Annotated in this window: 22 protein-coding genes; 10 read left to right on the top strand and 12 right to left on the bottom strand. The window is 53.4% G+C overall.

Going from position 1 to position 25223, the window contains the following annotated elements; all coding sequences use genetic code 11:
• Nucleotides 1–6 precede the first annotated feature (6 nt).
• Nucleotides 7–129 (top strand): hypothetical protein, encoded by a 123-nt coding sequence (locus tag QJQ48_RS14105; RefSeq protein WP_346291880.1) that lies wholly within the window; start codon nucleotides 7–9, stop codon nucleotides 127–129.
• 473 nt (nucleotides 130–602) lie between these two features.
• Complete coding sequence (locus QJQ48_RS14100) at nucleotides 603–803, top strand: replication restart DNA helicase PriA (RefSeq protein WP_346291879.1); 201 nt, start codon at nucleotides 603–605, stop codon at nucleotides 801–803.
• Between the two features lie 124 nt (nucleotides 804–927).
• Here QJQ48_RS14100 and rlmN read toward each other — a convergent pair whose 3' ends face one another.
• From rlmN to QJQ48_RS14085, 3 genes are all read right to left on the bottom strand, one after another.
• Nucleotides 928–1992: a dual-specificity RNA methyltransferase RlmN gene (rlmN, locus tag QJQ48_RS14095; RefSeq protein WP_346291878.1), complete on the bottom strand. Its 1065-nt coding sequence runs from the start codon at nucleotides 1990–1992 to the stop codon at nucleotides 928–930.
• A 46-nt stretch (nucleotides 1993–2038) separates the two neighbouring features.
• A complete protein-coding gene (locus QJQ48_RS14090; RefSeq protein ID WP_346291877.1) occupies nucleotides 2039–2869 on the bottom strand; it encodes an SPFH domain-containing protein in 831 nt (276 codons plus the stop codon).
• Nucleotides 2870–3030: 161 nt separating this feature from the next.
• Nucleotides 3031–3339: a TMEM14 family protein gene (locus tag QJQ48_RS14085; protein ID WP_346291876.1), complete on the bottom strand. Its 309-nt coding sequence runs from the start codon at nucleotides 3337–3339 to the stop codon at nucleotides 3031–3033.
• Between the two features lie 112 nt (nucleotides 3340–3451).
• On the opposite strand from QJQ48_RS14085, the gene QJQ48_RS14080 reads away from it, so the two are divergent.
• Complete coding sequence (locus QJQ48_RS14080) at nucleotides 3452–4747, top strand: ATP-binding protein (RefSeq protein WP_346291875.1); 1296 nt, start codon at nucleotides 3452–3454, stop codon at nucleotides 4745–4747.
• A 39-nt stretch (nucleotides 4748–4786) separates the two neighbouring features.
• Here the strand turns inward: QJQ48_RS14080 and QJQ48_RS14075 are convergent, their stop codons facing one another.
• Nucleotides 4787–5215: a universal stress protein gene (locus QJQ48_RS14075; RefSeq protein ID WP_346291874.1), complete on the bottom strand. Its 429-nt coding sequence runs from the start codon at nucleotides 5213–5215 to the stop codon at nucleotides 4787–4789.
• Between the two features lie 184 nt (nucleotides 5216–5399).
• Here QJQ48_RS14075 and QJQ48_RS14070 point away from each other — a divergent pair, with 184 nt between their 5' ends.
• Nucleotides 5400–6194 carry a tryptophan-rich sensory protein gene (locus QJQ48_RS14070; RefSeq protein ID WP_346291873.1) on the top strand — a complete coding sequence of 265 codons (795 nt, stop codon included), beginning with the start codon at nucleotides 5400–5402 and terminating at the stop codon, nucleotides 6192–6194.
• Nucleotides 6195–6220: 26 nt separating this feature from the next.
• On the opposite strand, the gene QJQ48_RS14065 is transcribed toward QJQ48_RS14070, so the two are convergent.
• Nucleotides 6221–6829, bottom strand: a complete 609-nt coding sequence (locus QJQ48_RS14065; RefSeq protein WP_346291872.1) for a hypothetical protein — start codon at nucleotides 6827–6829, stop codon at nucleotides 6221–6223.
• Between the two features lie 124 nt (nucleotides 6830–6953).
• Between QJQ48_RS14065 and QJQ48_RS14060 the strand changes: the two genes are divergently transcribed.
• Nucleotides 6954–7613 carry a DUF938 domain-containing protein gene (locus tag QJQ48_RS14060; RefSeq protein ID WP_346291871.1) on the top strand — a complete coding sequence of 220 codons (660 nt, stop codon included), beginning with the start codon at nucleotides 6954–6956 and terminating at the stop codon, nucleotides 7611–7613.
• On the opposite strand, the gene QJQ48_RS14055 is transcribed toward QJQ48_RS14060, so the two are convergent.
• A complete protein-coding gene (locus tag QJQ48_RS14055) occupies nucleotides 7610–7846 on the bottom strand; it encodes a hypothetical protein (protein WP_346291870.1) in 237 nt (78 codons plus the stop codon). The two genes, QJQ48_RS14060 and QJQ48_RS14055, sit on opposite strands and share 4 nt — an antisense overlap.
• 228 nt (nucleotides 7847–8074) lie before the next feature.
• Between QJQ48_RS14055 and QJQ48_RS14050 the strand changes: the two genes are divergently transcribed.
• On the top strand, nucleotides 8075–8695 hold the full coding sequence (locus QJQ48_RS14050) for a pentapeptide repeat-containing protein (RefSeq protein ID WP_346291869.1): 621 nt from the start codon (nucleotides 8075–8077) through the stop codon (nucleotides 8693–8695).
• Here the strand turns inward: QJQ48_RS14050 and QJQ48_RS14045 are convergent.
• The 4 genes from QJQ48_RS14045 to QJQ48_RS14030 form a co-directional block, all read right to left on the bottom strand.
• Nucleotides 8685–11006: a two-partner secretion domain-containing protein gene (locus QJQ48_RS14045; protein ID WP_346291868.1), complete on the bottom strand. Its 2322-nt coding sequence runs from the start codon at nucleotides 11004–11006 to the stop codon at nucleotides 8685–8687. The two genes, QJQ48_RS14050 and QJQ48_RS14045, sit on opposite strands and share 11 nt — an antisense overlap.
• 107 nt (nucleotides 11007–11113) lie before the next feature.
• Complete coding sequence (locus QJQ48_RS14040) at nucleotides 11114–13198, bottom strand: two-partner secretion domain-containing protein (protein WP_346291867.1); 2085 nt, start codon at nucleotides 13196–13198, stop codon at nucleotides 11114–11116.
• 125 nt (nucleotides 13199–13323) lie between these two features.
• A complete protein-coding gene (locus QJQ48_RS14035; protein WP_346291866.1) occupies nucleotides 13324–15345 on the bottom strand; it encodes a TRAFs-binding domain-containing protein in 2022 nt (673 codons plus the stop codon).
• 58 nt (nucleotides 15346–15403) lie between these two features.
• On the bottom strand, nucleotides 15404–16144 hold the full coding sequence (locus tag QJQ48_RS14030) for a hypothetical protein (RefSeq protein ID WP_346291865.1): 741 nt from the start codon (nucleotides 16142–16144) through the stop codon (nucleotides 15404–15406).
• Between the two features lie 285 nt (nucleotides 16145–16429).
• On the opposite strand from QJQ48_RS14030, the gene QJQ48_RS14025 reads away from it, so the two are divergent.
• A complete protein-coding gene (locus QJQ48_RS14025) occupies nucleotides 16430–16642 on the top strand; it encodes a hypothetical protein (RefSeq protein WP_346291864.1) in 213 nt (70 codons plus the stop codon).
• A gap of 57 nt (nucleotides 16643–16699) precedes the next feature.
• Here QJQ48_RS14025 and QJQ48_RS14020 read toward each other — a convergent pair whose 3' ends face one another.
• On the bottom strand, nucleotides 16700–17503 hold the full coding sequence (locus QJQ48_RS14020) for a WecB/TagA/CpsF family glycosyltransferase (protein WP_346291863.1): 804 nt from the start codon (nucleotides 17501–17503) through the stop codon (nucleotides 16700–16702).
• A 138-nt stretch (nucleotides 17504–17641) separates the two neighbouring features.
• On the opposite strand from QJQ48_RS14020, the gene QJQ48_RS14015 reads away from it, so the two are divergent.
• From QJQ48_RS14015 to QJQ48_RS14005, 3 genes are read left to right on the top strand one after another with little or no spacing between them, the layout of a single operon-like run.
• Complete coding sequence (locus QJQ48_RS14015) at nucleotides 17642–19084, top strand: sugar transferase (RefSeq protein WP_428843052.1); 1443 nt, start codon at nucleotides 17642–17644, stop codon at nucleotides 19082–19084.
• Nucleotides 19085–19089: 5 nt separating this feature from the next.
• Entirely contained in the window at nucleotides 19090–21693 is a 2604-nt protein-coding gene (locus tag QJQ48_RS14010; protein WP_346291862.1) for an O-antigen ligase family protein, read from the top strand.
• Between the two features lie 6 nt (nucleotides 21694–21699).
• Nucleotides 21700–24246: an O-antigen ligase family protein gene (locus QJQ48_RS14005; RefSeq protein WP_346291861.1), complete on the top strand. Its 2547-nt coding sequence runs from the start codon at nucleotides 21700–21702 to the stop codon at nucleotides 24244–24246.
• On the opposite strand, the gene QJQ48_RS14000 is transcribed toward QJQ48_RS14005, so the two are convergent.
• The gene (locus QJQ48_RS14000; RefSeq protein WP_346291860.1) at nucleotides 24243–25034 is read right to left on the bottom strand and encodes a hypothetical protein; all 792 of its coding nucleotides are present in this window, start codon (nucleotides 25032–25034) and stop codon (nucleotides 24243–24245) included. The two genes, QJQ48_RS14005 and QJQ48_RS14000, sit on opposite strands and share 4 nt — an antisense overlap.
• Between the last annotated feature and the right edge of the window lie 189 nt (nucleotides 25035–25223).

The raw sequence follows: 25223 nt of genomic DNA, 5'->3' as shown, positions 1-25223 counted from the left end.
AAGTGGGTGAAGGGGACTCCTCACAAGCGAGCAGTGTTCCATGACGATGGCGCTAGGGCTATTGCCCGACGGGAGTTTGCTGATAGCTCTAATCGTGTGAAGCGATCGCTGAAGAACATCAGTCAATAGGCTGAGATTTGTTCAAAGTTTCTTAAGAAAATCAGGCTTTTTAGAGATTAATTATGGCAGGGAAGCTATTATCTGCGATCGCTCCTGTGTTTCATTAAGAGTTATAAAAGTTTGTATCTGAAGCATATCCTTTGAATCAAATAAAACTAGCTTGATTCAAGCTTAAGACATTTTTAAGATCTATCTATAGGCAGAGAGAGAAGTCTTGAAAGGGTTCATAAGCTCGGAGTTGTGGGCACTTTGACTAAGGGGATCGCCCTCAATAAAGGCGATCCCCGCTTTTTTTCTAACTAAAACAGGATTGCCAATCACATGAAAAGTTGACATAATGAAAAACATAATAAGGCTTATTGCCTAAGTTGAACTTTCTTTAACGAATACGGGCAAACTGTATTTATCTAAAGCCAAACCCCACAACTTCTGCAATTTGAAACTGCTTTTCTCCGTAAAACTACTGCATCGGGAGTTCCAAGATGAAGACTATCCAAAGTATTGAAAGTGTTGAAAGTGTCGAAAGCATTTATTGCCCCAACTGTGGCAACTCTGCTGAGCGGCACTATCTGTCTAGCGATCGCCTGGTACGAACCCAGTGCCCTCGCTGCGACTATCTGATGATTACCTGCTCTAGCACAGGTCGCGTGATCGAAGCCTACGCGCCGGGTCTATTTGCATGAGCGCATAACGGCTAAGTGCCATGCCGATAGGCAAATATCGCTATTTCAAAAAACCTTTTGATGAAATTCTTTAAGGCACTGCCCCAGACCCAGTCTGGGGCTTTTTACGGTTTAGGCGCTGAAATTACGACGCCAGCGTGGGCTCGGATACCGTTGAGGCTCGGAGCTGACCGCAGGCCGCATCTTTTTCCAGACCGCGAGAATAGCGAATGCTGACGGCGATATGGCGATCGCGCAGACCCTGAGCAAACGCATCCACCTGCTGCCGGGTAGGCCGCTGATACTCGACTTCAGCAATAGGATTATAAGGAATCAAATTGACGTGGCTTTGGAAGCCGCGCAGCAGGCTGGCTAATTCTGCTGCATGAACTGGCTGATCGTTTAGCCCTGCCAGCAAAATATACTCAAACGACACCCGCCGCCCGGTCTGTTTAACATAGTCCCGGCATTCCTCGATCAGGGCGGCTAGGGGGTAATGGTTAGCGCTGGGAATGAGCTGCTGCCGTAGCGTCTGGTTGGAAGCGTGCAGGCTTACCGCCAGGGTGATTTGCAGATCGCGGTCGGCTAACTGCCGAATGCGCCCCGGAATGCCAACGGTTGAAAGGGTGATCGATCGCTGACCAATGCCGATATCGCGGTTAATGGACTGAATCGCCGCGATCGCATTGTCGGCATTCAACAGCGGTTCGCCCATGCCCATGAACACGATGTTGCTCACCCGCTGCTGAAAGTCTTCCTGCACCGTCAGCACCTGATCGACAATCTCGTGGACGGCCAGGTTGCGAATATAGCCGCCTTTGCCTGTCGCGCAAAAGTCACAGGCCATCGGACAGCCTACCTGGGATGACACGCAAACCGTCAGCCGCTTATCTGCCGGAATGCCGACCGCTTCAATAATTTGCTGATCGGCCAGCTTCAGCAGAAACTTGACCGTTCCGTCTGGAGCCTGGGAGCGACGATAGATTTCAGAACGACCCACTGGCGTGTCGGCTACAGCCTGACGGAACGCCTTAGAGAAAACGGTAATCTCGCTGAGCGATCGCGCCCCTTGCTGATAAATCCACTGGTGTAACTGCTTGCCCCGGTAAGCAGGCTGACCCTGCGCCTGCACCCAAGCCGTAAGCTGCTCAGGCCCCAGACCCAGCAGCGGAACGGATGACGATGCGACGGCGGCATGAGGGCTAGACATAGGAAGGCAGTAAGAACGTCTCAGCCTTCCATCTTAGATCCTTTTTCTAATCGTCATTGCCGGGTTCTACCTGATCAGTTGGCTCATTGATTAGCTCAACCAGTCCCTCCGACAAAAACTTCGGATCCATAAAGACGACTTTGGAGTTGCTGCTCTCTCCCAGCTTTTGGTTCGATTCCACATACTGCTGAGCTAGCAAAAAATTCAAGACCTGCTGGCGATTCTTAGCGCCCTGCAGGGCTTCAGAGAGCAGGCGCATTGACTGCACCGTCCCTTCAGCACGAGAAATAGCGGCCTGTTTTTCTCCCTCGGCTTCTGTAATGGCGGCTCGCTTTTTAATTTCTGCTGCCTGCTGAAGCTGCATAGAGTCTCTCACCTGCTGGGGCGGCTCAATACTCTGCACCTCCACCCGCGTCACCTTTACGCCCCAAGGTTCGGTGGCTTCATCGAGCTGATCTAGCAGAACTTTATTTAGCTCATCACGGGAAGAAAAGGTTTCTTCCAGCTTCATTTTGCCGATCGCCGATCGCAGCGTTGTAGTCACCAATTCCTCAATCGCTTCCTCCACGTTCTCAATGGCGTAGTAGGTGCGCTCTAGATCCAGGATTTTCCAATAGACAACGGCGTCAACTTCTAGGGGTACGTTATCGGCGGTAATCGCAGATTGCGGTTCAATATCCAAAAGCTGCTCTCGAATCGTGTCTTCTAGCACCACGCTATCGACGACAGGAACAATAAAGTTCAGACCCGGTCTGAGCTTGCGCTGATAGCGACCCAGCCGCTCTATCAGCGCTTCATTTCCCTGTTTAATCACCCGAACCGAACCAATCGTATAGCCAATGACCACAAAAGCTAAGACTAGGATTGATGGCCCCATACAAGCCCCCCTTGACAGGCGTATCCCTGTTTAATTGAACGCTTCAGAACTTTAAAAGTTATATCGAACAGTCTAAGCTTTGGCGATTGATTATGGCCGTTGGATAGCAGAAATTGTCTCAGTCTTGATAACTGATGCAGGTTCGTCCACTCAGTTTGGCTTTAGGCCGCGTTCAGCATGGCGACCATGGCAATGATGCCAGCAACCACCATCAAAATAGCGGGCATGGGCTTGCGGGTTTTGAGATAGCGGCTGATAAAGACGACAATCAGCAGCACTGTGACGACTAAAGACAACGTCCAGCCCCAGGCAATTCCCTGAAACTGCAAAATGCCGCCCAAGATCAGCAGCAAGCCGCTCACAATGCCTGAAACCAAAGAAACCTGACTCTTGGCCTGGGCATATCCAATGACGCCACCGACTAGCGCTAGGAGACCGTAGGCGATCGCTGCTACTATACCTAAATTCATAAGCTGGCTCACTCTCGACGCTGCAAGCCTCTATCGTGCCAGGTTTCCGCAAGGTCGCCGTCAGTTTCAACGAATTCGTAACATTCAGCCAGTCTCAGGTTTATAGGTTGCTATGGGTGGTCTGACAGCCGACATTTTGACGCCAATCAATCGCTATCGCCAGCAGGCAGCGGCGCTTTTGCTCTATCAAAACGTTTTGCAGCCGCCCCTAGGCCAGCTTTTTTTACAGCTTTTAGAAACCCTGGCGAATCAAGAGGCAGAGCGCAGTTTACGCACTTACGGTCTCTGGTTTGCGGCTCTAGCTGAGCAGGGCCAAACCTGGCAGCAGTATTTAGTCGAGCAAATTCTGCAGGACGACAATGTCTTTAGCCGGCAGGTGCAGCAGGCTGAGCTGAGTCAGCTACCGCCAGCGCTGGTGCAGGCGGCTAGGCACGACTTGAAAATTTTGCAGGATTTATATCGTTGTCAGCCTGAGGAAGTCGTCCGCTGGGTTAGCTGTCTCTGTGAGAAATCTATCTCTCTGGTGCCCTGGACGCTGGAAAAAGACACTGTCCCTGACTGGACGCAGCGCTCAGACTGGGCTGAGGCCGTCAGCGCTTTGGCCATCCACTATCAGCAGCAGGGAACGGGCCTGTTTGCTGAGTTTCGAGCGCTGCGCTGGCAGCAGGGGCAGCTCTTAGGTATTGCTCACCCAGATCCGGTTCGCCTGGATGAACTGGCTGCCTACGATCATCCCCGCAGGACGCTGATACGCAACACGGAGTTTTTGCTGGCGGGGCGAGCGGCGCTGCACGTATTGCTCTATGGCAGTCGCGGCTCGGGGAAGTCCTCGCTGGTGAAGGCGCTGGTGAATGAATATGGCGATCGCGGGCTGCGACTTATCGAAGTGACTAAGGCTAACTTACAAGCGCTGCCGCAGATTGTGGAGCGAGTGCGATCGCTGCCGCAAAAGTTTATTATTTTCGTCGATGATCTCTCGTTTGAAGAGGATGATGAGTCGTTCAAGGCGCTCAAGGTAGTCTTGGAGGGCAGCGTCACGGCGCGGGCACAAAACCTAGTGGTCTACGCCACTTCTAACCGCCGCCATTTGGTGCGGGAATTTTTTGACGATCGCCCCCGTCCCAGCGATGCCGATGAAATCCATACCTGGGATACGGTGCAGGAAAAGCTGTCTTTTAGCGATCGCTTCGGTCTCACCCTCACTTTTGAACCTGCCGATCAGTCTACTTATTTAGTGATTGTGCATCACTTAGCTCAGCAGGCTGAGATTGATTTGCCTGCTAATGAGCTAGAAGCCAGAGCTTTGCAGTGGGCCACGCGGCATAATGGGCGATCGGGCCGGACGGCGCGGCAGTTTGTAGATTTTCTCAGCGCTGAGCTAGCCGCCGAACCGTCCTCTGCTAATTGAGCTACGAGGAAGCGGGCAGCCCCCACCCGATTCAACCGTCTACTGGCGCAATACTAAAACCGGGCAGTGGGAAAATCTGACCACCCGCTCAGCTACCGAGCCGAGGAAAAAGCGGGCAATGCCGGTACGCCCGTGAGAGGGAATCACAATCAGATCAATGTCATTATGGGTAGCGTAGTCAATAATTTCAGAGCTAGCATTGCCCACAACTACCTGGAAATGTAGCTTCTTATCGGCTTCTGAAGAGCGCTTAGCGTAAAAAGCCTCTTCAACATGCTCGCGACGGCTCTTTTCATCTATGGTTTGCCAAATCACCCCCGGATCGGTGGCTTCCAACGCGGGCAAGACGTGCAGAACATGAACTTTAGTGGGATCGCTGACAAAGCTGAGGGTGTCATCTAAGGCTTGAAACGCCTCCTCCGAAAAGTCAATAGGAACGAGAATCCGATCTTGTGAAAATAAGGTCATCTTAAACAGCCGATTGATAGTGCAACGGGCAGCCCCCTCCCTATCTTCAGCAATTAGGGACAGTTGTCTGCCAACTTAACTACAAATCTTTGTACGGTACTGGCGTAGGTCTTGCTTTGGTAGGTGGTGTTTTGGGACAGCAGTGCGCTAGGATGCCAGCGTTTGGCGCGGTAAGACAGATCCCATGAGGCCATCGACTCCACAGACAGCATCGAAAGCAGGCTCAGGGCTGGCGATCGCTACGTTAGCTGCTATCCTAGCGACGCTCATTGTCAATGCCCTCTCCAACCTGTATCCGCCCCAAGGGCAGAACATTGGTGAGATTTCTAATACAGTTCTTAGCGGCGTTTTGATCACGCCCGCTGGCTATGCCTTTGCCATTTGGGGCGTCATTTATATAGGGCTGATTGCCTATGGGCTGTATCAGCTACGCCCAGCCCAGCGTCGAGCCGCCGATATTCAGCGGGTCAACGTGCGGCTAATTGTTGCCTGTGTGGCTCAAATCATCTGGGTCTATTTGTTTACGCTGCAGCTCTTTAGCCTCTCTGTTCTCGCCATGCTGGCGATTTTGTTCGCTCTGATTGGCGCTTACCTGCAGATAAATCCCTTACAAGAAGCCGTTTCTCGTCAGCGAAAATGGTTTGCCCAAGTACCGCTGAGTATCTATCTAGGCTGGATCTCAGTTGCCACAATAGTCAACGTGGCCTCAGCTCTGTATAGTCTTGGCTGGCAGGGCTGGGGACTCAGCGCCGTCGGCTGGACGGTGCTGATGCTGATTGTGGGCGGACTGCTGGCGGCTTTGGTGGCCTTGCAGCGCCGGGATGTGGCTTTTACGCTGGTCTATGTCTGGGCCTTTGGGGCGATTGCTGTGCGCCACCTGACAACGCCTTCCCTTTGCCTGACGGCAGGCGGTTTAGCGATCGCTCTGGTGCTTATACTGCTAATCGGGGAGCAACTGCGCCGTCGGGCAACCGCTTAAGCCCTGCAGAACCATAGCTTGCTCTACTATTGATGATCCCACTGTAGAACCGACAGAAAGACTAGGCTGAGCGCAATCACGCTGCCCGTAAACAAAAATTGCCAGCCAAGAAACCAGGGTAAAGCCGCGATCGCGCCTAAATGCAGGCCGCTAGTCAGAGCCAGCGCCCGCGATCGCATTCCCCCTGCCGTGACGCCATATCCTAGAGCGCTGAGGCCCAGCCAGAGAGGACAAAGATTGAGCAGAATGCTGGGACAGCCTCCAAAAATGCCATAGTCGGTGAGACAGACACCGAGCAGCATCAGGGCTGACCAGTAGTAAATAATCCAGCGGAGATTTTTGAGCTGGGCCCACTGCCAGGTGAGCCAGTTGGTCACCATGATTGCTAGACCGGACAGGCTAGACCAGGCGATCGCCTGCCAGTACCAGTCCAGCGGCGAAAACTGAGCAGTGGCAAAAATGACAAACACGCACCAGGCCCATAAAATGAGAGCCTGATCTAGCCGCGTATAGTAGGTTTCTAAAAAAGCGCGATCGCCCCCCCAGCGCAGATGAAAAACGCCCTGCCTGTCCTGCGGCTGGTGAAGGGGCTGCTTTAGTTGAAAAATAGGTTCTTTATAATTCAAGCTCTGCATCTGAGCTTATACTCTCATATTATTTACGAATGTTAACAGACCGCTCCCAGCTCTGAAAGCGGTCAAAAGCATGAAAATAGCTTTAGAGCAATAAAACTTTACGTCTGTAGCGATTGATAGGGAGATGTCTCAGCCCGTGGATGCCCGCCAGTTTGCCCCCGCCACCCAGCGTAACCGAGAGCCGATTCTTCAAGTGCTACAGCAGGTACTCCCCTCTGACGGAGCGGTGTTAGAAATTTCAAGCGGCACCGGAGAACATGCCGTTTTCTTGGCACCGCGCCTGCGATCGCCCGCCTGGATTACTTCGGATCTCAGCCCGGAGGCACGAGCCAGCATTGCCGCTTGGCAAGCCCACAGTGCTGCAGACAATCTCTATGGGCCGGTGGCGCTAGACGCGCGTGAGGCCCCGTGGCCGGTGGAACAGAGTCCCTTGCCTGAGCCTCTACAGGCGCTTGACTTAGCACAGCAGCCCATCTGCGCCATCGTCAATATCAACATGATTCACATTGCTCCCTGGTCTGCTTGCCTAGGGCTGATGGCCGGAGCTGAGCGCCTTTTGCCTATAGACGGCCTTCTCTATCTCTACGGCCCCTTCAAGCAAAACGGCCAGCACACCGCGCCCAGCAATGCTACCTTTGACGCCAGCCTGCAAGCCAGAAATCCGGAATGGGGAGTGCGCGATTTAGAAGCGGTAATCGCGATCGCCCAGCAGCACCAGCTCTCGCTGCTCAAAACAGTAGACATGCCCGCTAATAATCTGTCGGTGATTTTTCAGCGGCGCTAGCGCACTGTCACCTGCAAAATCAGATCGCTCATGCCCCAGACCTCAAAGAAGCGCTCCGAGAGTCCCTGACTGGCTTCGGACATGTCCCCGTCGGCATCAATCAGACCGCCTTCCAATAAACGTCCGCCGTCGGTGGCTAAGTCTAGGCGCAGGTCGCCCGATTCAGTTTGGTGAACTAATAGTCGACCGTTGGCTAAGACCTGTCCGGCGCGGCTAATCACTGCACATCGCATAGCTGAATGTCCTATCTCGCAAATTTCTACAGGTTTCCATCATGCCAGGATATGGGTGCAGGAACACCCTCTCTATTAAGGACTCGCTGTTGAGCCGCCAAATAGGCTGCTTGAAGCTTTGTATTAAACATCTGTGAATCTGCGTGAAATTTCGGGTGCCTTGGCTGTAGAAAAACTAAGCTTGATGAGTATCCGAGAAAGCACGTAGATCTCCCCCCAAAATGAATTATGAAGCTCCCTAATTTTCCGCTTGCGGCTGCATTTCTGGGCTTGACGATGTTGGGCGCTGCCTCAGCTAACGCGATCGCCAGCAGTCCCAACGGCTTTCCTGTTCTGTCTGATGAGGCTAGAGTGCTTGTCCAGCAAGAGCAGACTCAAAATATTAGCCTGAGTTTAAAAGACGAAGAGGAGCGGGAAGATTTGAATCCTTTTCTGTCCTGCAGGTATAGGGGAGTCTCTGACGATGGGGCACTGCAAGGAGCCAACTGTAAAAGAGCCAGCCTGCAGAGAATAGATCTCTCTGGACGCCAAATCAGTCTTTCGTTTTTCAACAACGCGACATTCGACAGCGTCGACTTGGCAAACGCTCGCTTAAGCAATATTTTTTTGAACAACGCCACCTTAAGAAATGTCAGCTTTAATGGAGCTACCTTCACCGATGTCAGCTTCAACGATGCCAATTTGCGCAATGTCGATTTAAGAGGCATCACCCAAATCAATGTCAACTGGAGCGGTGCCCGTCTAACTAACGTTCGGCTCAGTTCTGGTACGAATTTGGCAAATCTCAGCGGTTTGAGCTGCGAAAACGATGCTGAAAATGCCGGCGTGCAGATTTGCTCTACTCGGTAGCGCCATGCTCGAAATTATCTTTTGCTGCACAGCCTCTTGCTGCAGAGATAGCAAACTGCAGGGGGTCATTTTGCATAGAGCCTGATAATAGCGTCATTTCAAGAGAATCTAATGGCTCGCTACTTAGCTCAAAGCTGTTGGAAATGACGCTAACCCAGGGGACTGATACCGCGTCTGCCGCGATCGCCTCCCCTGGCTGCAGCGGCAACCCCCCGCGCCCGCTAATAATAAACTCACTTTGCTGCTCGGCAACTCTGCTACCAGTTCCGCATCCCTGAGCAATTTGGTTAGCGGCATCTGACAGGGTTGTGGGCAGTTCCACCAGTCCGCGATTGGGATCGACATCCGGGATTTCAATGACGATCTGTCCGGTTGCCGTAATGTTGTTTTCAGGGTCGCTGAGTGGATCGGCAGTATCTTGAATGGTGAAGCCATAAATGCCGCCAGAGGCGTCAATCGTCACATTCCCCCCCTGACTGGCACGGGCAATAATGTCGCTATTTTCTAAGGGAACAGCCACAACAATCGGGGCCGTGATGCTGATGTTGCCGTCAGAGCTGTTTGGGCTGGTTCCAGTGGCTAGCGTGGAGATGCGGCTGCCCTGACGCAGTAGCAGCAGGCGATCAAGCTGCAGGGTAATGTTGCCGCCGACACTATCTTCAGCTTCAGAAACTAGATTGGCATTGCTCAGCGTTAGCGTACCGGCCTGCAGTGAGATGGCACCCGCAGCGCCGCCGCTGGCAGAGGTATCGATAGAGCTGCCTGACTGGAAGTCAATAGCATTATTAGCCTGAAGCTCCACGCTACCGGCAGTACCGCTAGTCGCAGAGGTGTCGATATTACTACCGCTATTAAACAGAATGTTATTGCCTGCTCGCAGTTCTACGTCTCCAGCTATCTGATCCGTGCTAGCTGTTTTAATCGAGCCGCTACTGTTGAGCACAATGTCGTTGGCCGCATTGAGAAAAATATTAATTGCTGGCCCGAAAGAAGACACCTCAATCGGCTGGTTGAGAATGATATCGTTGCTGGCTTCTAGTCTTAGTTCACGGCTGCCAGAGAAGGAGGGAAACAAAAAGATTGACAAGGCCGTATCTAGAGTAATATTGCCAGCCTCATTGCCGCCGATGTCAGTAGTGAGGGTGACGTTGCTGCCGTTTTCTAAGGCATTTACAATATCCTGCGCCAGCACTGTGTTGCCCGTATTGGTCTGAGGGTCGTCGCTGCTGAGTGGTAGGGGGGAGGGGGAAGCACTGTCTACGATAGTGATATTAGTGGGGTCAATTAGCCAGAGTCCGGCAGCGCCATTGAGCGCGCTGGCATCCGGTACGGTAGTGAAGTTAAGCCGCAGTGCCTGACGACTGGAGGTTTCTATCAGACCGCCATCACCGGTGATCGCGCCCCCTCTGGCACTGAGGGTTCCGGCAATCTCAGCCGCTTCCTTGGCCCAGACAATGATTTGGCCGCCACTGCCGTTAGCTCTGGCATCAGCCTGAATTGTGGCATTTGGACCAATCACTGTACGCTGCGCTGTCGGCATAGTTGGGCGGCCCCGGTAGTCACCGCCAACAAAAACGCTGCCGCCGCCAGTGGTGCTAGAAACGTCAATACTAGCGGCCTCCAGCAGATTAACCGTATTGCCTAACAGTCGCACGGTGCCGCTGGGGGCTGTTAGCGTCCCTGTGCTGGTAGTTGTATTGCCAAACAGAGTAAGGCTTTCACCGGAAGCCACTGCCAAAGCGCCCTGATGCAAAATGTCACCTTGGGCCTGAGTCCCATACTGTACGCCTAGCGGCACGCTGATGCTCAGAAGTGAACTCTGAGGCTGAGCCGCGCTGAATTCACTACCATCGGCAAAGCTGATCGCCGCAGCGGTACTGGCGGTAAAAGAGCCGCGCAGGTCGAGCTGAGCCTGGGGGCCAAAAATAATGCCGTTGGGATTGAGCAGAAACAAATCGGCACTGCCAGCGACGCCCAGCGTGCCTAAAATCTTAGAGGGACTATTGCCCGTTACCCGACTCAAGATAGTTTCAATTCCGGCTGGGTTGGCAAAGTAGAGTCGCTGACCGCTGCCGACATTGAATTCTAAAAAGCTGTGGAACAGGTTGGTGCTGCGGATAGCGCCACCGTCGATCCGATCGGCCTGTTGCCCATCGATGATGGTCTGGGGCGTGACGATAGATCTCTCAGTCCCTAGGCTGCCATCTGGCAAAACTTGTCCTTGGGCAGGTAATGAGGCTGACAGGCTCAGCCCTAGCAGCAGCGGGCCAAACCAGTATCGTAGAATTTTCCTAGACTTATGCTGTTCCATCCCAGTGTTTGAGAGGCTTTCCAGGCATCGTATGACTTGCCGATCGGCTGGGTCAAGCTAGCCAAGCGATCGCTTACCCCAGCTTTATCCAATCAACCGCAAGTGCTTCAATTTGCCTGATTTGAGTCGCTGCACAGCGGTACGGGCAGGGCAGATGGGTTTGGCGTTGCTGCTGCCTGAGCGATAAAGAAGACATTGCCCGCCGCATCGGTGATCCAGCCTTGGGCTTCCGTCAGGGTCTCTGAGGTAGGAGGCAGGGCAGTGGGTTCCGCAGACGATGCCCCCGGAGAACTGACCCAGGGAACGACGGGTTCGCGATTACTCAAGAGGTCGTTAGGGGCCGCAGGCAATCCACCTCGACCGCTGATGACGAAATTACTTTGACGACAGCTTACCAGGTTGTAACTGGGGAAACTTTGTGTTTGGCGATCGCCAATAAGCGGAATTAGCTCGCCTTCTTCAAGCTCTACCAGCGCTTCGTCTTCTTCAAATTCTTCGCTTTCAAAGTCACCTAGATTGTCGCTGCTAATGTTGACATCGTTGCTATGGCTGTTGCGCAGGGTTTGAAAACCGCCTTGGCGATCGGTGATAAATCCCTCAAACTGACCGACCTCTAGGCTAATTTGCCCAGGCGCAATAATATCGGCATTGATCTCATTTGTAACAACCGGAAACTCAGATTCAAAAGATACGGCTCGCACCGTATTGGCCTCAATCGCTAGCAAATCGGTAGCGAACAGAAAACTCTGCTCGGCAATGTCTAGTCGGCTGGTGTTGACCGCAATTGTTCTGGCCGAGACTTGACCAGGTTCAAAGCTGCCAATCGTGACGTTGCTGCCTCGCAGCAGAACATCTCCGCCATTGGCAGAAATCCTGTCATTAAGCTCTACGCCACCAGAACCATCGCGATCGCGATCGGCCTGCAGCACCACGTTCAGGGGGCCGCTGGTAGAAATAATCTGATCGTCAATCAGAATGTTGTTGTCAGTGGCGAAGGTGAGGGTGGCTTCCCTTCCTGCTGTTTTGCGAATAGCTGCGCCAGGTTCCTGCAGAATATTACCAGCGGAGCCGACATCGGTTGTGATGGTGACGCTGGTGCCAGAATTAAGCGCGGCATTAATGTTGGCCGCATTGACGATGGCGCTACCGATGGGGCCACCGCTGGTAGAAATCGTGACGCTAGCCGGATCAATCAGCCACAGCCCGCCTGTACCATTGGCGGCGCTAGCATCGGGTATGGCTGTCAGGTTGAGGGTTTGTTTACTAGAAGTTTCAATCAGGCCGCCATTGCCTGCGATCGTCCCGCCTCTGGCGGTGAGGGTGCCGTGAATATTGGCAATTTCATCTGCCCAAACGATAACTTGGCCGCCATTGCCCGTATTGAGGGCATCGGCTTCTAAGGTTGCACCTGAAGCAACGGTGGTGACTTGAGCCGTGGGCACTGTAGCCCGTCCCTGATAGTCACCTCCCACTAAAATTCTGCCGCCGCCCGCTGCGGCTGAAACATCCAGGCTAGCCGTATTCAATACGCTGACGCGATCGCCTAGAAGCCGCAGTTCGCCTCCAGGAGCGGTCAGCGAGCCTGAGTGACTGAGGGTCTGGCCGAAGAAGGTCAAATTTTGCCCAGGGGCTAGGCTGAGGTCGGCCTGGTTGACTAAGTTTCCCTGGGGGCGATCGCCTGCCTGTACTCCCAGCGGCACGCTAATGCTGAGCAAGCCAGCCGACTGGGCTACATCGTCAACCTGCCAAGTGCTGCCATCGGTAAAGGCCAAGCTATCCGCCGTACTTGCGGTGAAAGAGCCACGCAGATCAAGCTGCGCATTGGGGCCAAACACAAAGCCGTTGGGATTGAGCAGAAATAGGTTGGCGCTGCCAGCTACGCCCAGGGTGCCGTCAATTTGGGACAGCGTATCTCCGGTAATCCGGCCCAAAATGTTTTCAATGCCAGCCGGATTGGCAAAGTAGATCTGCTGCCCGGTGCCCAGACTGAAACTGGTAAAGCTATGAAATAAATTGGGGCCACGGGCCGCCCCCCCCTCAATCAGCCCCGGCAAAACAACCGAGCTTTCGGTTCCCAAGGTGGTATCAGGAACGATTTGGCCCCAGACAGGCAGGGGCAAAGCTAACGCTAATCCGCAGACAATGGGGCTAAGCCAGCAGCAAGGCACTGAGCCGTAGAGTTTTTGCGGCATGGTGGCCTCCCTGTAGTCCATGCTCCTGCTTGGAAAATTGCAGCCGTCAGAACAGGCGCTGCAACCGTGATTAATTTAGCCTAGCTCAATTAGCGGGCTGTGATAGCGGGGTGAATCTATAAAGCTCAGCAGACGTGATAGGTGGGAAAAGTGCCGTATTGCTTAGCGTAAGGCGTTTGGCCCACGTACTCACAGCTAAAATCTGTGATGCTTTCAGACGAAGCGATCGCCGCAAAGGCTTGACTAGCATAGACCTTGCCCGGTGGCGTAATCGGCTCCATGCGAGCAGCGTAGTTAACGTGGGTGCCGATATAGTTTTCCTGGCCGCTGATCGGATCTAGGCTGCGATGTACTGGCCCAGCATGAAGGGCTATGCGCAGGTTGAGATCAGCCGGTAACCCCTTGGCTGTCCAGTCAATTCGCTGAATCAAATCGCAGAGCGCCAACGCAAAGTTGCCTGCCTGCCGTACATCCGCAAAGACAAAATAGAGGGCATCCCCCCAAGTATTGCGCAGCAGCGGCTGGTACTGCGGCTGGTTAGATAGCTCAGCCACCTCACTCAGGAAGCAATCCACAAAGGGTAGAAACTGTTCTTCAGCCAGCTTGGCAAAGTTAACCACATCGGCAAACAGCAGGGCGCGAATTTGGCGATCGCTAACGGTTGAAAGCGCCGTCGAGCGATTTGTGGGCTGGGTAGTTGGGACGTCTGGCGTCACCGATGAGCTAAGTGTAGCCGCTGGGCTGCCTGAGAGTTTGAGAGGGGACTGCTGGAGGAGATCTGCCAGATTGATCACATCAACTGCCTCAGACCACTGTTGCCAGTAGCCCACCGCGCTGGCCGTTCCGCCCCGGCTGTCTCCCGGTTCACCATTCCAGACTGCTAGAGACAGCAGTTCTGTGCCTAACTGACGGGAGCGAATTTTAGCCAAGCCGTGCAGCAGTCGGTGGGAATATTCGTATGATACCGAGGCAGCCGTGGCTGGTTTACGGTGGGGCGCGACAATTACCTCGGTGGCCTGCTGCAGGACGTGGTCGAAGCGATCGCGCCAGCTCTCTCCCGCCGCAATCTCAACCGAGTCTTGAATAAACTGCTCCCGCTCAAAGGGCAGCACCACATGCAGTTCTCCCTGTAACTCCAGCAGCGCTTCTAAAAACAGGATGTCTGAACCACAGGCAGCAGAGGTATAGCCCAAACGGGCGTTGAGCTGCTGCAGGCGATCGCGAATGGCCTGATAAACCCGTGGCGCTAAATCTGGCGGAAATCTTGGCACCGGGCGATCGGGGCGATCGATCATGTGGCCGCAGAAGACTACGACTCTGGGGAGCTGAAACCACCGCTTAATCTGACTAAGATCTAGGCTGAGATACTGGGCAATGAGCAGCGCGTTACGGCGGCTCGAACTGAGGTTGCCAAACTGCCTTTGCCCAACCGCGACAGCTTGACCATAACAATCCTCGGCTTCAGCCAAATTGCCTAGAATCAGAGCGGCTTCGCCCAGCGTAGCTAGCAGCCAGTAGCGATCGCTGGCGGCCTGAACCTTATCTAGCTGAGACAGACATTGATGACGCACCTGCTGGGCAAATGCCTGAGCGTACTCAACTTGTCCCTGCAGTAAGGCCATCGTGGCCCCATTGATACCCGTCCAAATGCTGCGGTTGAGGCGGTAGGCTTGCTGATAGTACTGGGCGGCTAAGCGCAGATGGAGTTTCTGACTGGCCGCCTCTGTAGCTTGACTCCACAAATCTTTGTGCGTACGGGCTAGCAAACCCAGGGTTTCTTCGTTCCGGGGGTGCTCCTGCACCAGCTGCAGCAGGAGCCGATTTGCAGACAGGGTAGCGCCGCTGCGGGCAAGTGCCAAAGCCAATAGCTGCCGAATGCGCAAATCTTGGGGCCAGTGTTTTCGCCCTTCTGCCAAAATGTCATAGCCAATCAGCGGCTCTCCCGCCAGCAGAAAGGCATTGCCAAGCGTCTGATAGACCTCTGGCAGGTGACGCTTCAGCCGAATGCTGCCCTGCCACAGCGAGATTAAAGTGGGTAGTCCTGTCCGACTTGCGGCCTGAATCTCTTGCAGAATGAGCTGATTTTCTAAGAGCAGATCAGCTATTTCAGAGGTAAGCTGCCGTTTTTCTTCAGTAGATTCCAGCATTTTGTGCCTTATTACAGTTAGGCATCTAGCTCCGGCTCCCGCACGACCTGGTTGACTCTCAAGACACCAACTTGCCCTGCACTACGTCCGCTAGCACCTCTTCTTCGCCGTTCAGCTCAACGATCTGCAACAGTCCGGAATTGACCAAAGGCATGGCTCGCTGATCTGCTACGGGTTCTCCCCGCATAGCCTTAGCAATGATGTCAGCCGTGCGCCCGCTGCCGCTGATGACAATGATAGGCCGATGTTCAGCCAAACTACAGGCTGCATCTTTCCAGGTGACACCGCCGCCATTGACCAAGAGAGTAACGGAGGGCATATCACTCGCGATCGCCGTGGCTAGGCGGGCAATCCAGGGACTTTCATCCCCCCACTCGTTACCAGGTACTAAAAAACAGTGGGTATGGTGGGGTTCTAACGGCGCGGCATCAGGATGGGAAGAAGGCTGCGTCGGTAGAGAAACCAAGCCGATAGGAGCAACGCCTACCAAGGGGAAAGAAGCGCCGATCTTCAAGCGGGCTTTGCCCATCAGCTTCATGACGCCAGCATCGGTGCCGCCGTCAATGACTACCATGTTGAGCTGTTCTGCTAGGGGAGCCAAAACTTCCGTGAAGAGTGCCTGCAACCGATTGAAGTCTTTTTGGCTAATTTTGCTAGCACCGCCCACCAAAACCAAGGTGCGTCGCCCTGACGGAAGCTTCAGTGTCTCGACAGCTTTGGGCAAGCTATCTTCAGCCTGCAAAACTAACACTGAGGCGGCTAGCCCTGCGGTTGGAGTTGGCTGAAAGCTTGGTTGCATAGTCAGAGGCAATACCATATGTAGACTCAATATTACGCTAATTCTTTAAGATGTTCCCACCGCGACATTTCGTTATACGGCGACTTTATAGTTCGCTCCGTTGGCACTTAAGATAGCTTTATCTTTATAGGGAAATGCACCTAAGTGATAAATAGGAGAATTCCCAAGATCGGCCCGTTACGATCTATTGGCGCTGCGTTAGGGGTCGAATGGGGCTGTCAGTTTACTCCCTACTCCTGTTTCAACCTAGAATGAATTTAGTGACGTATTCAGGACATTGGTCTTATGCCTGTGGAAACCGTTGGCAATCCTCCCCCCGAAGCTGATCAGTTGCGCGTTGAGCTGGAAAAGCAGCTGCCAGATATCATTGCCAGCTTTAGCCAGGTTTTACAAGAAAAATTCGGCTTTGAAGGAATTCGAGTGGGCGGATTTACTATTGTTCCCGCAGAAGCTGCTGAGCAAATTTCATGCGATGAAGAGAGCTGTTCTGTGGATTGAAGCCGATTCAACGGCTGCTTCCTAAGCCAAAGCAGCTTGGCTACCCCTCACGAGCTGTCAACCGTAATGCATATCGTGCAGAGGCGGCTGTTTAGGCTTTGTAAAGCGGCGTAGCCCCAGAAGCTGTAGCAAGAAGCATCCTATGTAAAGCGGATTGTAAAACAAATAGCGCTGCCACAGTCGCCCCGGCTCCTGCACTAAGCGAAATAGCCACTCCAAGCCCCGCTTTTGCATCCAGCTAGGAGCCTGCGGCAAAATGCCCGCGTGAAAATCAAAAGCGGCTCCGATCGCCAAAATTGGCATCGACAGGCGATCGCGATATTCATAAGCCCACACCTCCTGGCGCGGACAGCCCAAGCCCACAAACACAATCCGGGCACCGCTAGCGCGAATCGTCTCCGCGATCGCGGTCGTCTCCGCCTCCGAAACCCGGCAAAAGCGCGACGGCTGACTGCCCGCTACGGCCAGATACGGAAATCGAGCCTGCAAGTTCTGAATGAGTGCCTGCAGCACCGCCGGCCGACTACCGTAAAAGTAAACGGGAATACGCTCCTGCGCCGCGCGATCGCAAACCTGCAGCATTAAATTAGGCCCGTAGACGCGATCGCGCAGCCGCCTCTGATGTAGCCAGTTCAGCGCCCATCGCACTGGCTGTCCGTCCGGTACTACTAAGTCTAGGTGATTCAAACGGTACCCCTGTTTTTCATCAAGTACCCCCGTCATCACGCCATGAACCGCCAGCGCCGAAACCCCCAAAGGTTGGCTCTGCTTTGCCGCCGTCATAATTCGACTCACAGCGGCCTCATAGTCAATAGCGTTGACCTGAATGCCCAGAACGCTGTATTTACCCTGATCAATCATGCTGTTAATCGCTTAAGCCTAGATGAGGGCTTAAATCGTCATTTGCGGCACACTGAATTTACACATCGCTAATCTAAGTTAAGTAGCTGTAAAGTTGCACTTTGACCTCTTGTAGACTGTCATCATCTTGCCTCTTGGATGAAGAAACAGCAAAGCCCCGCTTCAGAGCCTATTGTAGATATCCGCACGCCGCGACAGATGAGGCCAAGCCATATTCTGTCCTGGCGCTGGCAGCGAGTTTTAGTGCTGCTGCTGGGGGATATTCTGGCCCTGGCCGTGGCTTGGCAAGTCGCCCGCTATCTCAACCAGTTTTATTCCCCTATTCCGGCTGAGCTGGTGTGGTGGGTGTGGCTGGGTCTGCCCAGTCTATTCTGGATTTTTGTGGCGGCGACGCTGCTGCTGTTTGCCCAAAGCGGGCTTTATGGCAGTTCGGTGCAGGTGAGCAACTACCTACGCGCCGGCAAGCTGGTCAGTATTGTCTATTTGATGTCGCTAGCGCTGGGCTATTTCTATAACCCCAAGCTAGATCCGCCGCGATCGCTGTTTTTAGCCGCCTGGGTCAGCAGCGTTGTTTTGGTAATCAGCCTGCGTTTGGTGCTTACAGCCATTCTGCGACGGGTAGAACTGTCCCATACACAGCTAGCCGTATTTATTATTGCGCCGGCTCATCGGCTGAAAAAGCTGGCAGATACCCTCAAGCGGCGATCGCACTATCAGGTCGTCGGCGGGGCGCTGTCTTCAATGGCTCATACCCGCGCCACTTACCAGGCTATTTTGCTTGCCAAAGCGCAAGAGGTGCTGATTGAAGACTTGCCGAATGTAGAACTGGCTTCCAGCCTCTACTGGCAGCTCAAGCGAGACGGCATTGCTCTGAAGCTGATCCCCTCTAGTCGGGAAATGCTCTATCGCCGGGGTGTGCCGGAGGTCTTTGCCGGATTGCCTACCCTGCGGCTAGAAGCTCCCTTGATTGACGGGCTAGACTATCACATCAAGCGGGCAATGGATTTCTGCGGCGCGAGTTTGGGGCTGCTTCTGCTCGCACCGCTATTTTTAGCCGTGGCGATCGCCATCAAAATCAGCTCACCGGGTCCGATTTTCTTTCGCCAAGAGCGGATGGGTCTGCATGGCGAAGTTTTTCAGGTCTGGAAATTCCGCACTATGAGCGCCAATGCCGCAGCGCTACAGCAGGTTCTAGAAAGCCAAAATGAAAACAAAGATGGCATTTTGTTTAAGATCAAAAACGATCCGCGCGTAACGGTCATAGGCCGATTTTTGCGGCGCACCAGCCTTGACGAACTGCCTCAGCTTTTCAATGTGTTGTGCGGCCAGATGAGCCTGGTTGGGCCGCGACCACTGCCGCTGAGAGATATAGCCCAATTTAATCCCTGGCACCACATTCGCCATCAGGTTTTGCCGGGTATCACCGGACTCTGGCAAATCTCCGGGCGATCGGATCTTGACTGCTTTGATGATGCCGCCCGCCTAGATCTGCACTACATCGATAACTGGTCGCTGAACCTAGACCTGGAAATTTTGATCGAGACGATCCGCATCGTCATTTTTGGCAAAGGAGCCTATTAAAGCTGATGATGGCCTACTGGCAAAAAGTTCGCCCCATCCTTGGTCGCTGGTTACTGCCAGATCTATCCCCATTGGCCCTAGAAAATGACCGCCATTCCTGGCGCGGTCAGATTCTGGGCTGGCTGTGTTTAGCGGCTCTAGTCTGCTTCACCTGGTTGCCCGCTAGCTATTTTCGCATGGTGGGCTGGCCCTGGATTTTAATCTGGCAGTTGGGCTTCCTCTGCATGGGCCTCTGGCTGATTTCGATGCTGCGGCAGTTCACCATTCCCTTTCGATCGCTGGGCTATGGTTTAGACGCGCTAGCTGGCCTCACAGCCCTTGGGCTGGTGCTTACCGCTGCTGGTAGCCAGTTTCGGTCTGTAGCCGCTTGGAATATTGGGCTGGTTTTTGGCTACGGTCTTTTGCTCTATGGCTTTCACAACTATATTGCGGGTGATGCCGTCAAGCGCTATCTGCTCTGGTTTGGCTTAGCCGTGACGGGCGTGATTACGAGCCTTGTGAGTCTTGCCTATTGGCAGCCCGATACCCAGATGTGGCAGTCCGGCGATTTTAGCGCGGCTATTCGCAATGCTTTACCGCTGGGACACCACAACTTTGTGGGCGGATACTTGGTTCTGGTGCTACCGTTAGTAGCCCCCTTTGCCCTTGCCCAGCAGGGCTGGCGGCGCTGGGTAGGACTTGCGGCCACTGGGATAGTTCTAGGTGCTCTCTATGTCAGTGGTTCACGGGGAGCTTATTTGGGCTTTTTAGTTTGGGCGATCGCGGCGATGGGGGTCGCCCTCTGGACCAGCCGGGGGCCGCAGCGAAAACGTCTGCTTATCGGTAGCCTGCTGGGTCTGATAGTGATTTTGGCGGGGATTGGCAGCAATCCGCGAGTTCGCGATCTCGTCACAGGTATTCAGCTACAGGGCCGCGGAGACAGCGCCCAGGTAACAATTGCGGACAGTCCGGCCCGCGATCGCTATTTCATGCTGCAAATTGGCAAGAACATTCTGCGCGATCGCCCGTTCTTGGGCGTCGGCCCCGGCAACCTGTCCCGTGTTTCTAATCTCTATCGCCCGATTGAAACCGGAACCGGACTCAATCATATTCAGCAATTGCACAACACGCCCGTACAGCTAGCGGCAGAGCTCGGCCTCATCGGCATCGGCCTGTACGTTGGCTGGCTTGCTAGTATTGGCTGGCTTTGGCTCAGACTGGCCCGAAAAGATTTAGCAACGTGCGATCGCCTTTTGCTCTATGGTGTCGGCGGCAGCTTCTTAGCCTATGGCGTTTCCAGCCTGACTGACTACCAGCTTGAAAATATTGGTATCGCCTCAACCCTGGTCCTCAACTTGGTTTTGCTCACAGGACTGGCCGCCGCTCAGCTCCAACCGCCCCCACCTATACCCCAGCGATGGCGGCGCCTTTTGAGTTTAGCCGTGCTGGCTGGTTTAGCGATCGCCTTTAGATTGTGGCTGCCCGCAGATGTAGCCCTCGCTTTGGGAAGTCAGGGAGCCGACGAAGCCAGGGGGGCTGATTTCTCGGCGGCTGACTCCCGCTGGACACTGGCGGCCAAGCTACAGCCCTGGGATCCAACCTATGGGGCACTGGCAGGTCAGCAACTTTTGGAAATTCAAAAGTTTGTGGCAGCCGAGGCCAGCCAGGAAATTATTGCAGCAGCGATTTTAGAACATTTTCAGCAGGCGGTGACCGCCGCTCCCAATGACGTTTGGTTCAATCAAAATTTGGCACTTCTCTTAAAAAACGAGCCGCAGCAAGCTGAGGTGTACGCTAGCCGCGCCGCGCAGCTCCTGCCCCGCAATGAAAACTTTACCTACTATCTCTTGGGACAAATCTATATGGCCCAGGGACAGCGTGACCGGGCGATCGCCGCTCTGGCCTTAGAGGGAATGGTGAGTCCTAGCTTTTTAGTCATGCCCCAGTGGGGCAGTCCGGCCCTAGAAGCGCTGCGCTTGCCTGCGGTAAATACCTTCTTGGCGTATTCTGAAGGGCTATTAGAGAAACTTGATCCCGCCACAGCCGGATACCGTCAGCTATACGAGCAAACAGCTCTAATTCGCTGGTGGTATAGCGGTTTAGCAGACAACCTGAATCCTGGGCTTTTGCGTCCGGTCGTGCAGGCTCTTTTTTTAGCCGAGGCCGAACCGCAGGCGGCGATCGCGCTTTTAGATCAGGCGATCGCCAGCAGTTCAAATTCTCAGGAATTTGGGCTGCTCAAAGCCTGGATCGCTCCAGACCCATATTTAGCTAGCTACTTGCGGGAATTAAATCTCTCTGCTTCAGAAGCCGCCGCCGTAAGACAGCACATCTATGACTACCGCAATGTTCGTATCTGGCTGAGTTCTTTGGCTGAACCGACGCTAACTCACAATCGCCTACAGCTCGCGATGGCATATCGCAATCAGAATGCTCAAGCGATTAAAACTATTCTGCAGCCTGAGGATTTGCAAGAAAACGCCCTGGCTGAAACGCTTCAGCTTTTCTCAGACTATCCCCGTGAATTTCCGGCTTTAGACCGCTCAATTGAGCAGATTCGCACAGAAGCGCTAGGCTTACCGCATCCCACCCGCAATAACTTTCAAATTGTCGCTGCTGACGCCGCATAGTTCACTATGTCATCTTCTCAAAACCGATCTCAGGCCAAATCCCGCACTGATGGGCAGCTACTTTGCCTCCTGACCGCGATTGCTTACGGCCTGTTTACCCTATTGCCCGGTAGCAACAGCCTGATGGTGCTATGGCCCTGGGTATTTGTTTGGCAAGTAACGCTGGCCCTGCCCTTTATTTGGCTACTCTGGCAGCTCTGGTATAAGCCCAGCAGCAATTTCAGATTAGGTAATGGCTGGGACTGGGGAGCGGGTCTAACGGTTTTGGGGATTGGCCTGACTACGCTCTTGGCCGAATTTCCGCAGCAGGCGCGCTGGTATGGCTGGGCGGCGCTGTGTGGCGTAGCGGCGCTTTATGCCCTCAGCGGCTGGCTGACCTGCTCAAGGCGCTGGTATGCTCTGTTAGTCTTTCAAGCGGGTTTAGGCATTGCCTTTATTGTGCTAAGCCTGGGGCTATGGATTGGGCAAACCTATCTGCCCGAACTGGCCCGCCTGCAGACACTACAGCAGTATGGCGTAGTGGCTGAATTTAACTTCGGCTACACCAGTCTGCGTAACTGGCACCCGATTGGTCATCAAAATTACGTGGCCGGATATCTGATGCTAATTCTGCCGCTGCTAGCGGGGTTCAGCCTGATCCAAAAAGGCTGGCGGCGCTGGATTTGGCTAGCAGGTTTAGGTCTAGGGCTAGTAGATTTATACACCACTAGTTCGCGGGGGGGCTTTTTGGGCCTAGCGGTGCTAGGAGTAGCGGCTTTTTTACTGGCGCTGTGGCGTAGCCAGCTCCCTAAGCTGTGGCTGTGGCTCAGCGGACTAGGGTTTGCCGGAATTCTACTGCTGCTAGTTTGGACAAATAGCCGTCTGCGATCGCTGATTCAAGGCGTTCTCACGGGCCAGAGCGGGGGAGAAGTCGCCTATCGCTTGATTACCAACCTGATTGGCTGGCGCATGGGGGCCGATCAGCCGCTGACGGGGGTGGGATTGGGCGGCGTTCCCATTGTCTATCAGGAGTATCGCCCGGCTTGGGCCGGGCGAGAGGCTGAGCTGGCCTTTCAGCTCCACAGTTCTCCGGCTCAGCTTTGGGGCGAGATGGGGGTTTGGGGCCTATTGATTCCTCTGGTCGCCATTGGCTTGCTGGTGTTCTCAAGCTATCGCTGGGCAACCCAGTCGTCCCCCCGTCCTCACCAGGTTTTGGTCTGGAGCTTGCTGGGCGGATTGCTGGCCTATACGGTGATGAGCCTGACAGACTATCAGCTAGACAATCTCTGCATTAGCGGCGCTTTGATTATTTTTCTAGCCGCATTGGCTCATGAGTTTCGTCAGCCGTTAGAAACTGAGTCCCAAACGGGCGATCGCCTTCACAAATGGCTTTTTGGCCTGCTAGCCGGATTTTTCCTAGTCGTTCAGCTTTGGCTGGTGCCTATTCACAGAGCCTGGGCCATTTCTAATAGCGGCTTTGCAGCGCTAAATCGAGGTGAATTTGCCGTTTTTGTCGAGCGCCTGAAAACTTCCCACCAGCTCGCTCCCTGGGAACCTTACTATGCCTATCAGCTCGCCTGGAACTTAGGCGAAGCCAGCTACCAGACCGCTAGCAATCCTGCGCAAAGCGCTGCTCTGCGACAGGAGGCGATCGAGTGGTTTGAACGGGCGATCGCTATTTCGCCTTATCAGGAGTTTGGCTACTCTAATTTAGGCTGGCTGCAGGTACAGGAAAATTCGGCGGCAGCAGTTCAGGCGTTTGCTTGCTCAGCTCAGCTTGTACCTGCTAAGCAGGGAGTCTTCTTCGGCCTCGGTTTCAGCTTACTTCTGGAAGGGCAGCGCGACTTTGCTGTTGAAGCCCTAACCTTAGAAGCGCTGCGTCATCCGCTCCTAATTACTAGCCCTGTTTGGCAATCCGGTATTTTGTCTACTGTCTACGTCCCAGTTATGCAAAGCCTGGAGCAGCGCTATACGGCCTTGCTGGAGCAAGCTGAAAACAATGAGTTAATTCGCTACCTGCATCAGTCCAGAGGCAGCCTGCGCTGGTGGCGAGGCGACTTAGCTACGGCCCGACAAGACTGGCAAGCAGTTGACTCTTCGCTCGGACAGGCGCTGATCGCTTTAGAGCAAAATCAGCTTTCCCTAGCGACAGCGAACGCCTTACCCAACTCCCCTGGCAAATACGCCATCTTGGCCTGGCTACAGCCCGACCAGCGCGTTGAGTATTTAGAACAAGCCTGGGTAAGCGCCCCGGATGATCTACCCCAGCTTGACAAAGCTTTACCACCCAACAACCTTATTCAAGAACTTGCAACAACTATGAATGCTGCAGATTCGCTTTCGCAGTGGCTGCAGCAGGGCTTAAGCTGGAAACCTCGGAGTAATCGGTTAGGGTTTGGAGCGCTAAGTCGCCATATAGACGGGCCTTTACCTACAGACTATTACCCTAGAGTTGAAAATTTGCCTGTAGCTCGGTTCTTCGAGAGTCTTTTTTATCTCAATATTTACGTTCCTGAGCTTGATCAGGCGCTGCAACCTCAGCGCGATCGCTTAATTGAACAACTTCAGCTCTAATCTTCTAAGTCATAGCGCACAGTTACCTGTCCGTCCTCCTGAACCAGAATTTCGCCACCTAGCAATTCGATATTTTGAATTGCAATTTGACGAGTTCGATCGCTCACCGCATTGATCAATACTTGTATCCAAGCGCTCATCCGCGCGGTTTTACTAGCTGGATTGTTTTTGAGATATGCGGCTGTCTGTCGAGAATAGGTAGCTACACTTTCAGCTTCAGGATCGGGAGACTCCTCGGCCCATTTAGCTGCCATCTCTAGAGATTTCTGAGCAGCTTCAGTATCTCCTAAAAATAGCAACTCATCAATTGCCTTGTAGCGCCAGATAAAGTAAGAGCGCGGCGGCACTTGTGGAGTCATTGCCTCTAAGCCTCTTTGCATCAAACTGATCGATCGCTCTGGTTGAGCTGCATAGATTGAGACGCTGTTGGATAGATACAAATAAGGCAGCAGAAAGCGAGGATCTTTTTCCACAATAACTTCAAAGTATTCTGGACTTAAATCGTAACCGATGGCTTCTCGCTGTTCTTCATTGCCAAAATATTGCAAAAAGCTAAGGAAAGACCAATCAGCTATCAAATTAGCAAAGCTGAAGTCAGGTATTTTTTTAAGCAACTTCAGCCATTGCTGTTGAGCGAAATTTTGCTGCTTAGTTTCAGGAGAAATAAATGTTTGCTCATCGGGATCAATCAGGGGGTGTAAACGTGCTGATTGAAAAGCCGCAATTCCTGCAACTAAAGAAGTTATTAAAAGTAGCTTACCTAAACACCTTAACCGAACTGTAAGCATTATGATCATTCGTGTTTAATCTAAATTAGAGTATTTCAGGAGAATATTGAGTTTGACAGCAGTAGCCACAAATTCAGGTAACTCATACAACAAAGAGGTAGCTACCTAAGCAGCTACCTCCGTTGTGTTACCAATAATGGCTTAAACCTTAACTTCAGATTCAACACTGTTGCGGCGTTCAAAATCGCA

The organism is Sphaerothrix gracilis Ecp01 (genome assembly GCF_030405905.1).
Taxonomy (GTDB): Bacteria; Cyanobacteriota; Cyanobacteriia; order Phormidesmidales; family Phormidesmidaceae; genus Sphaerothrix; species Sphaerothrix gracilis.
The sequence above is the reverse complement of the archived record's forward strand: the minus strand, read 5'-3'. Positions and strand labels throughout refer to the sequence as shown.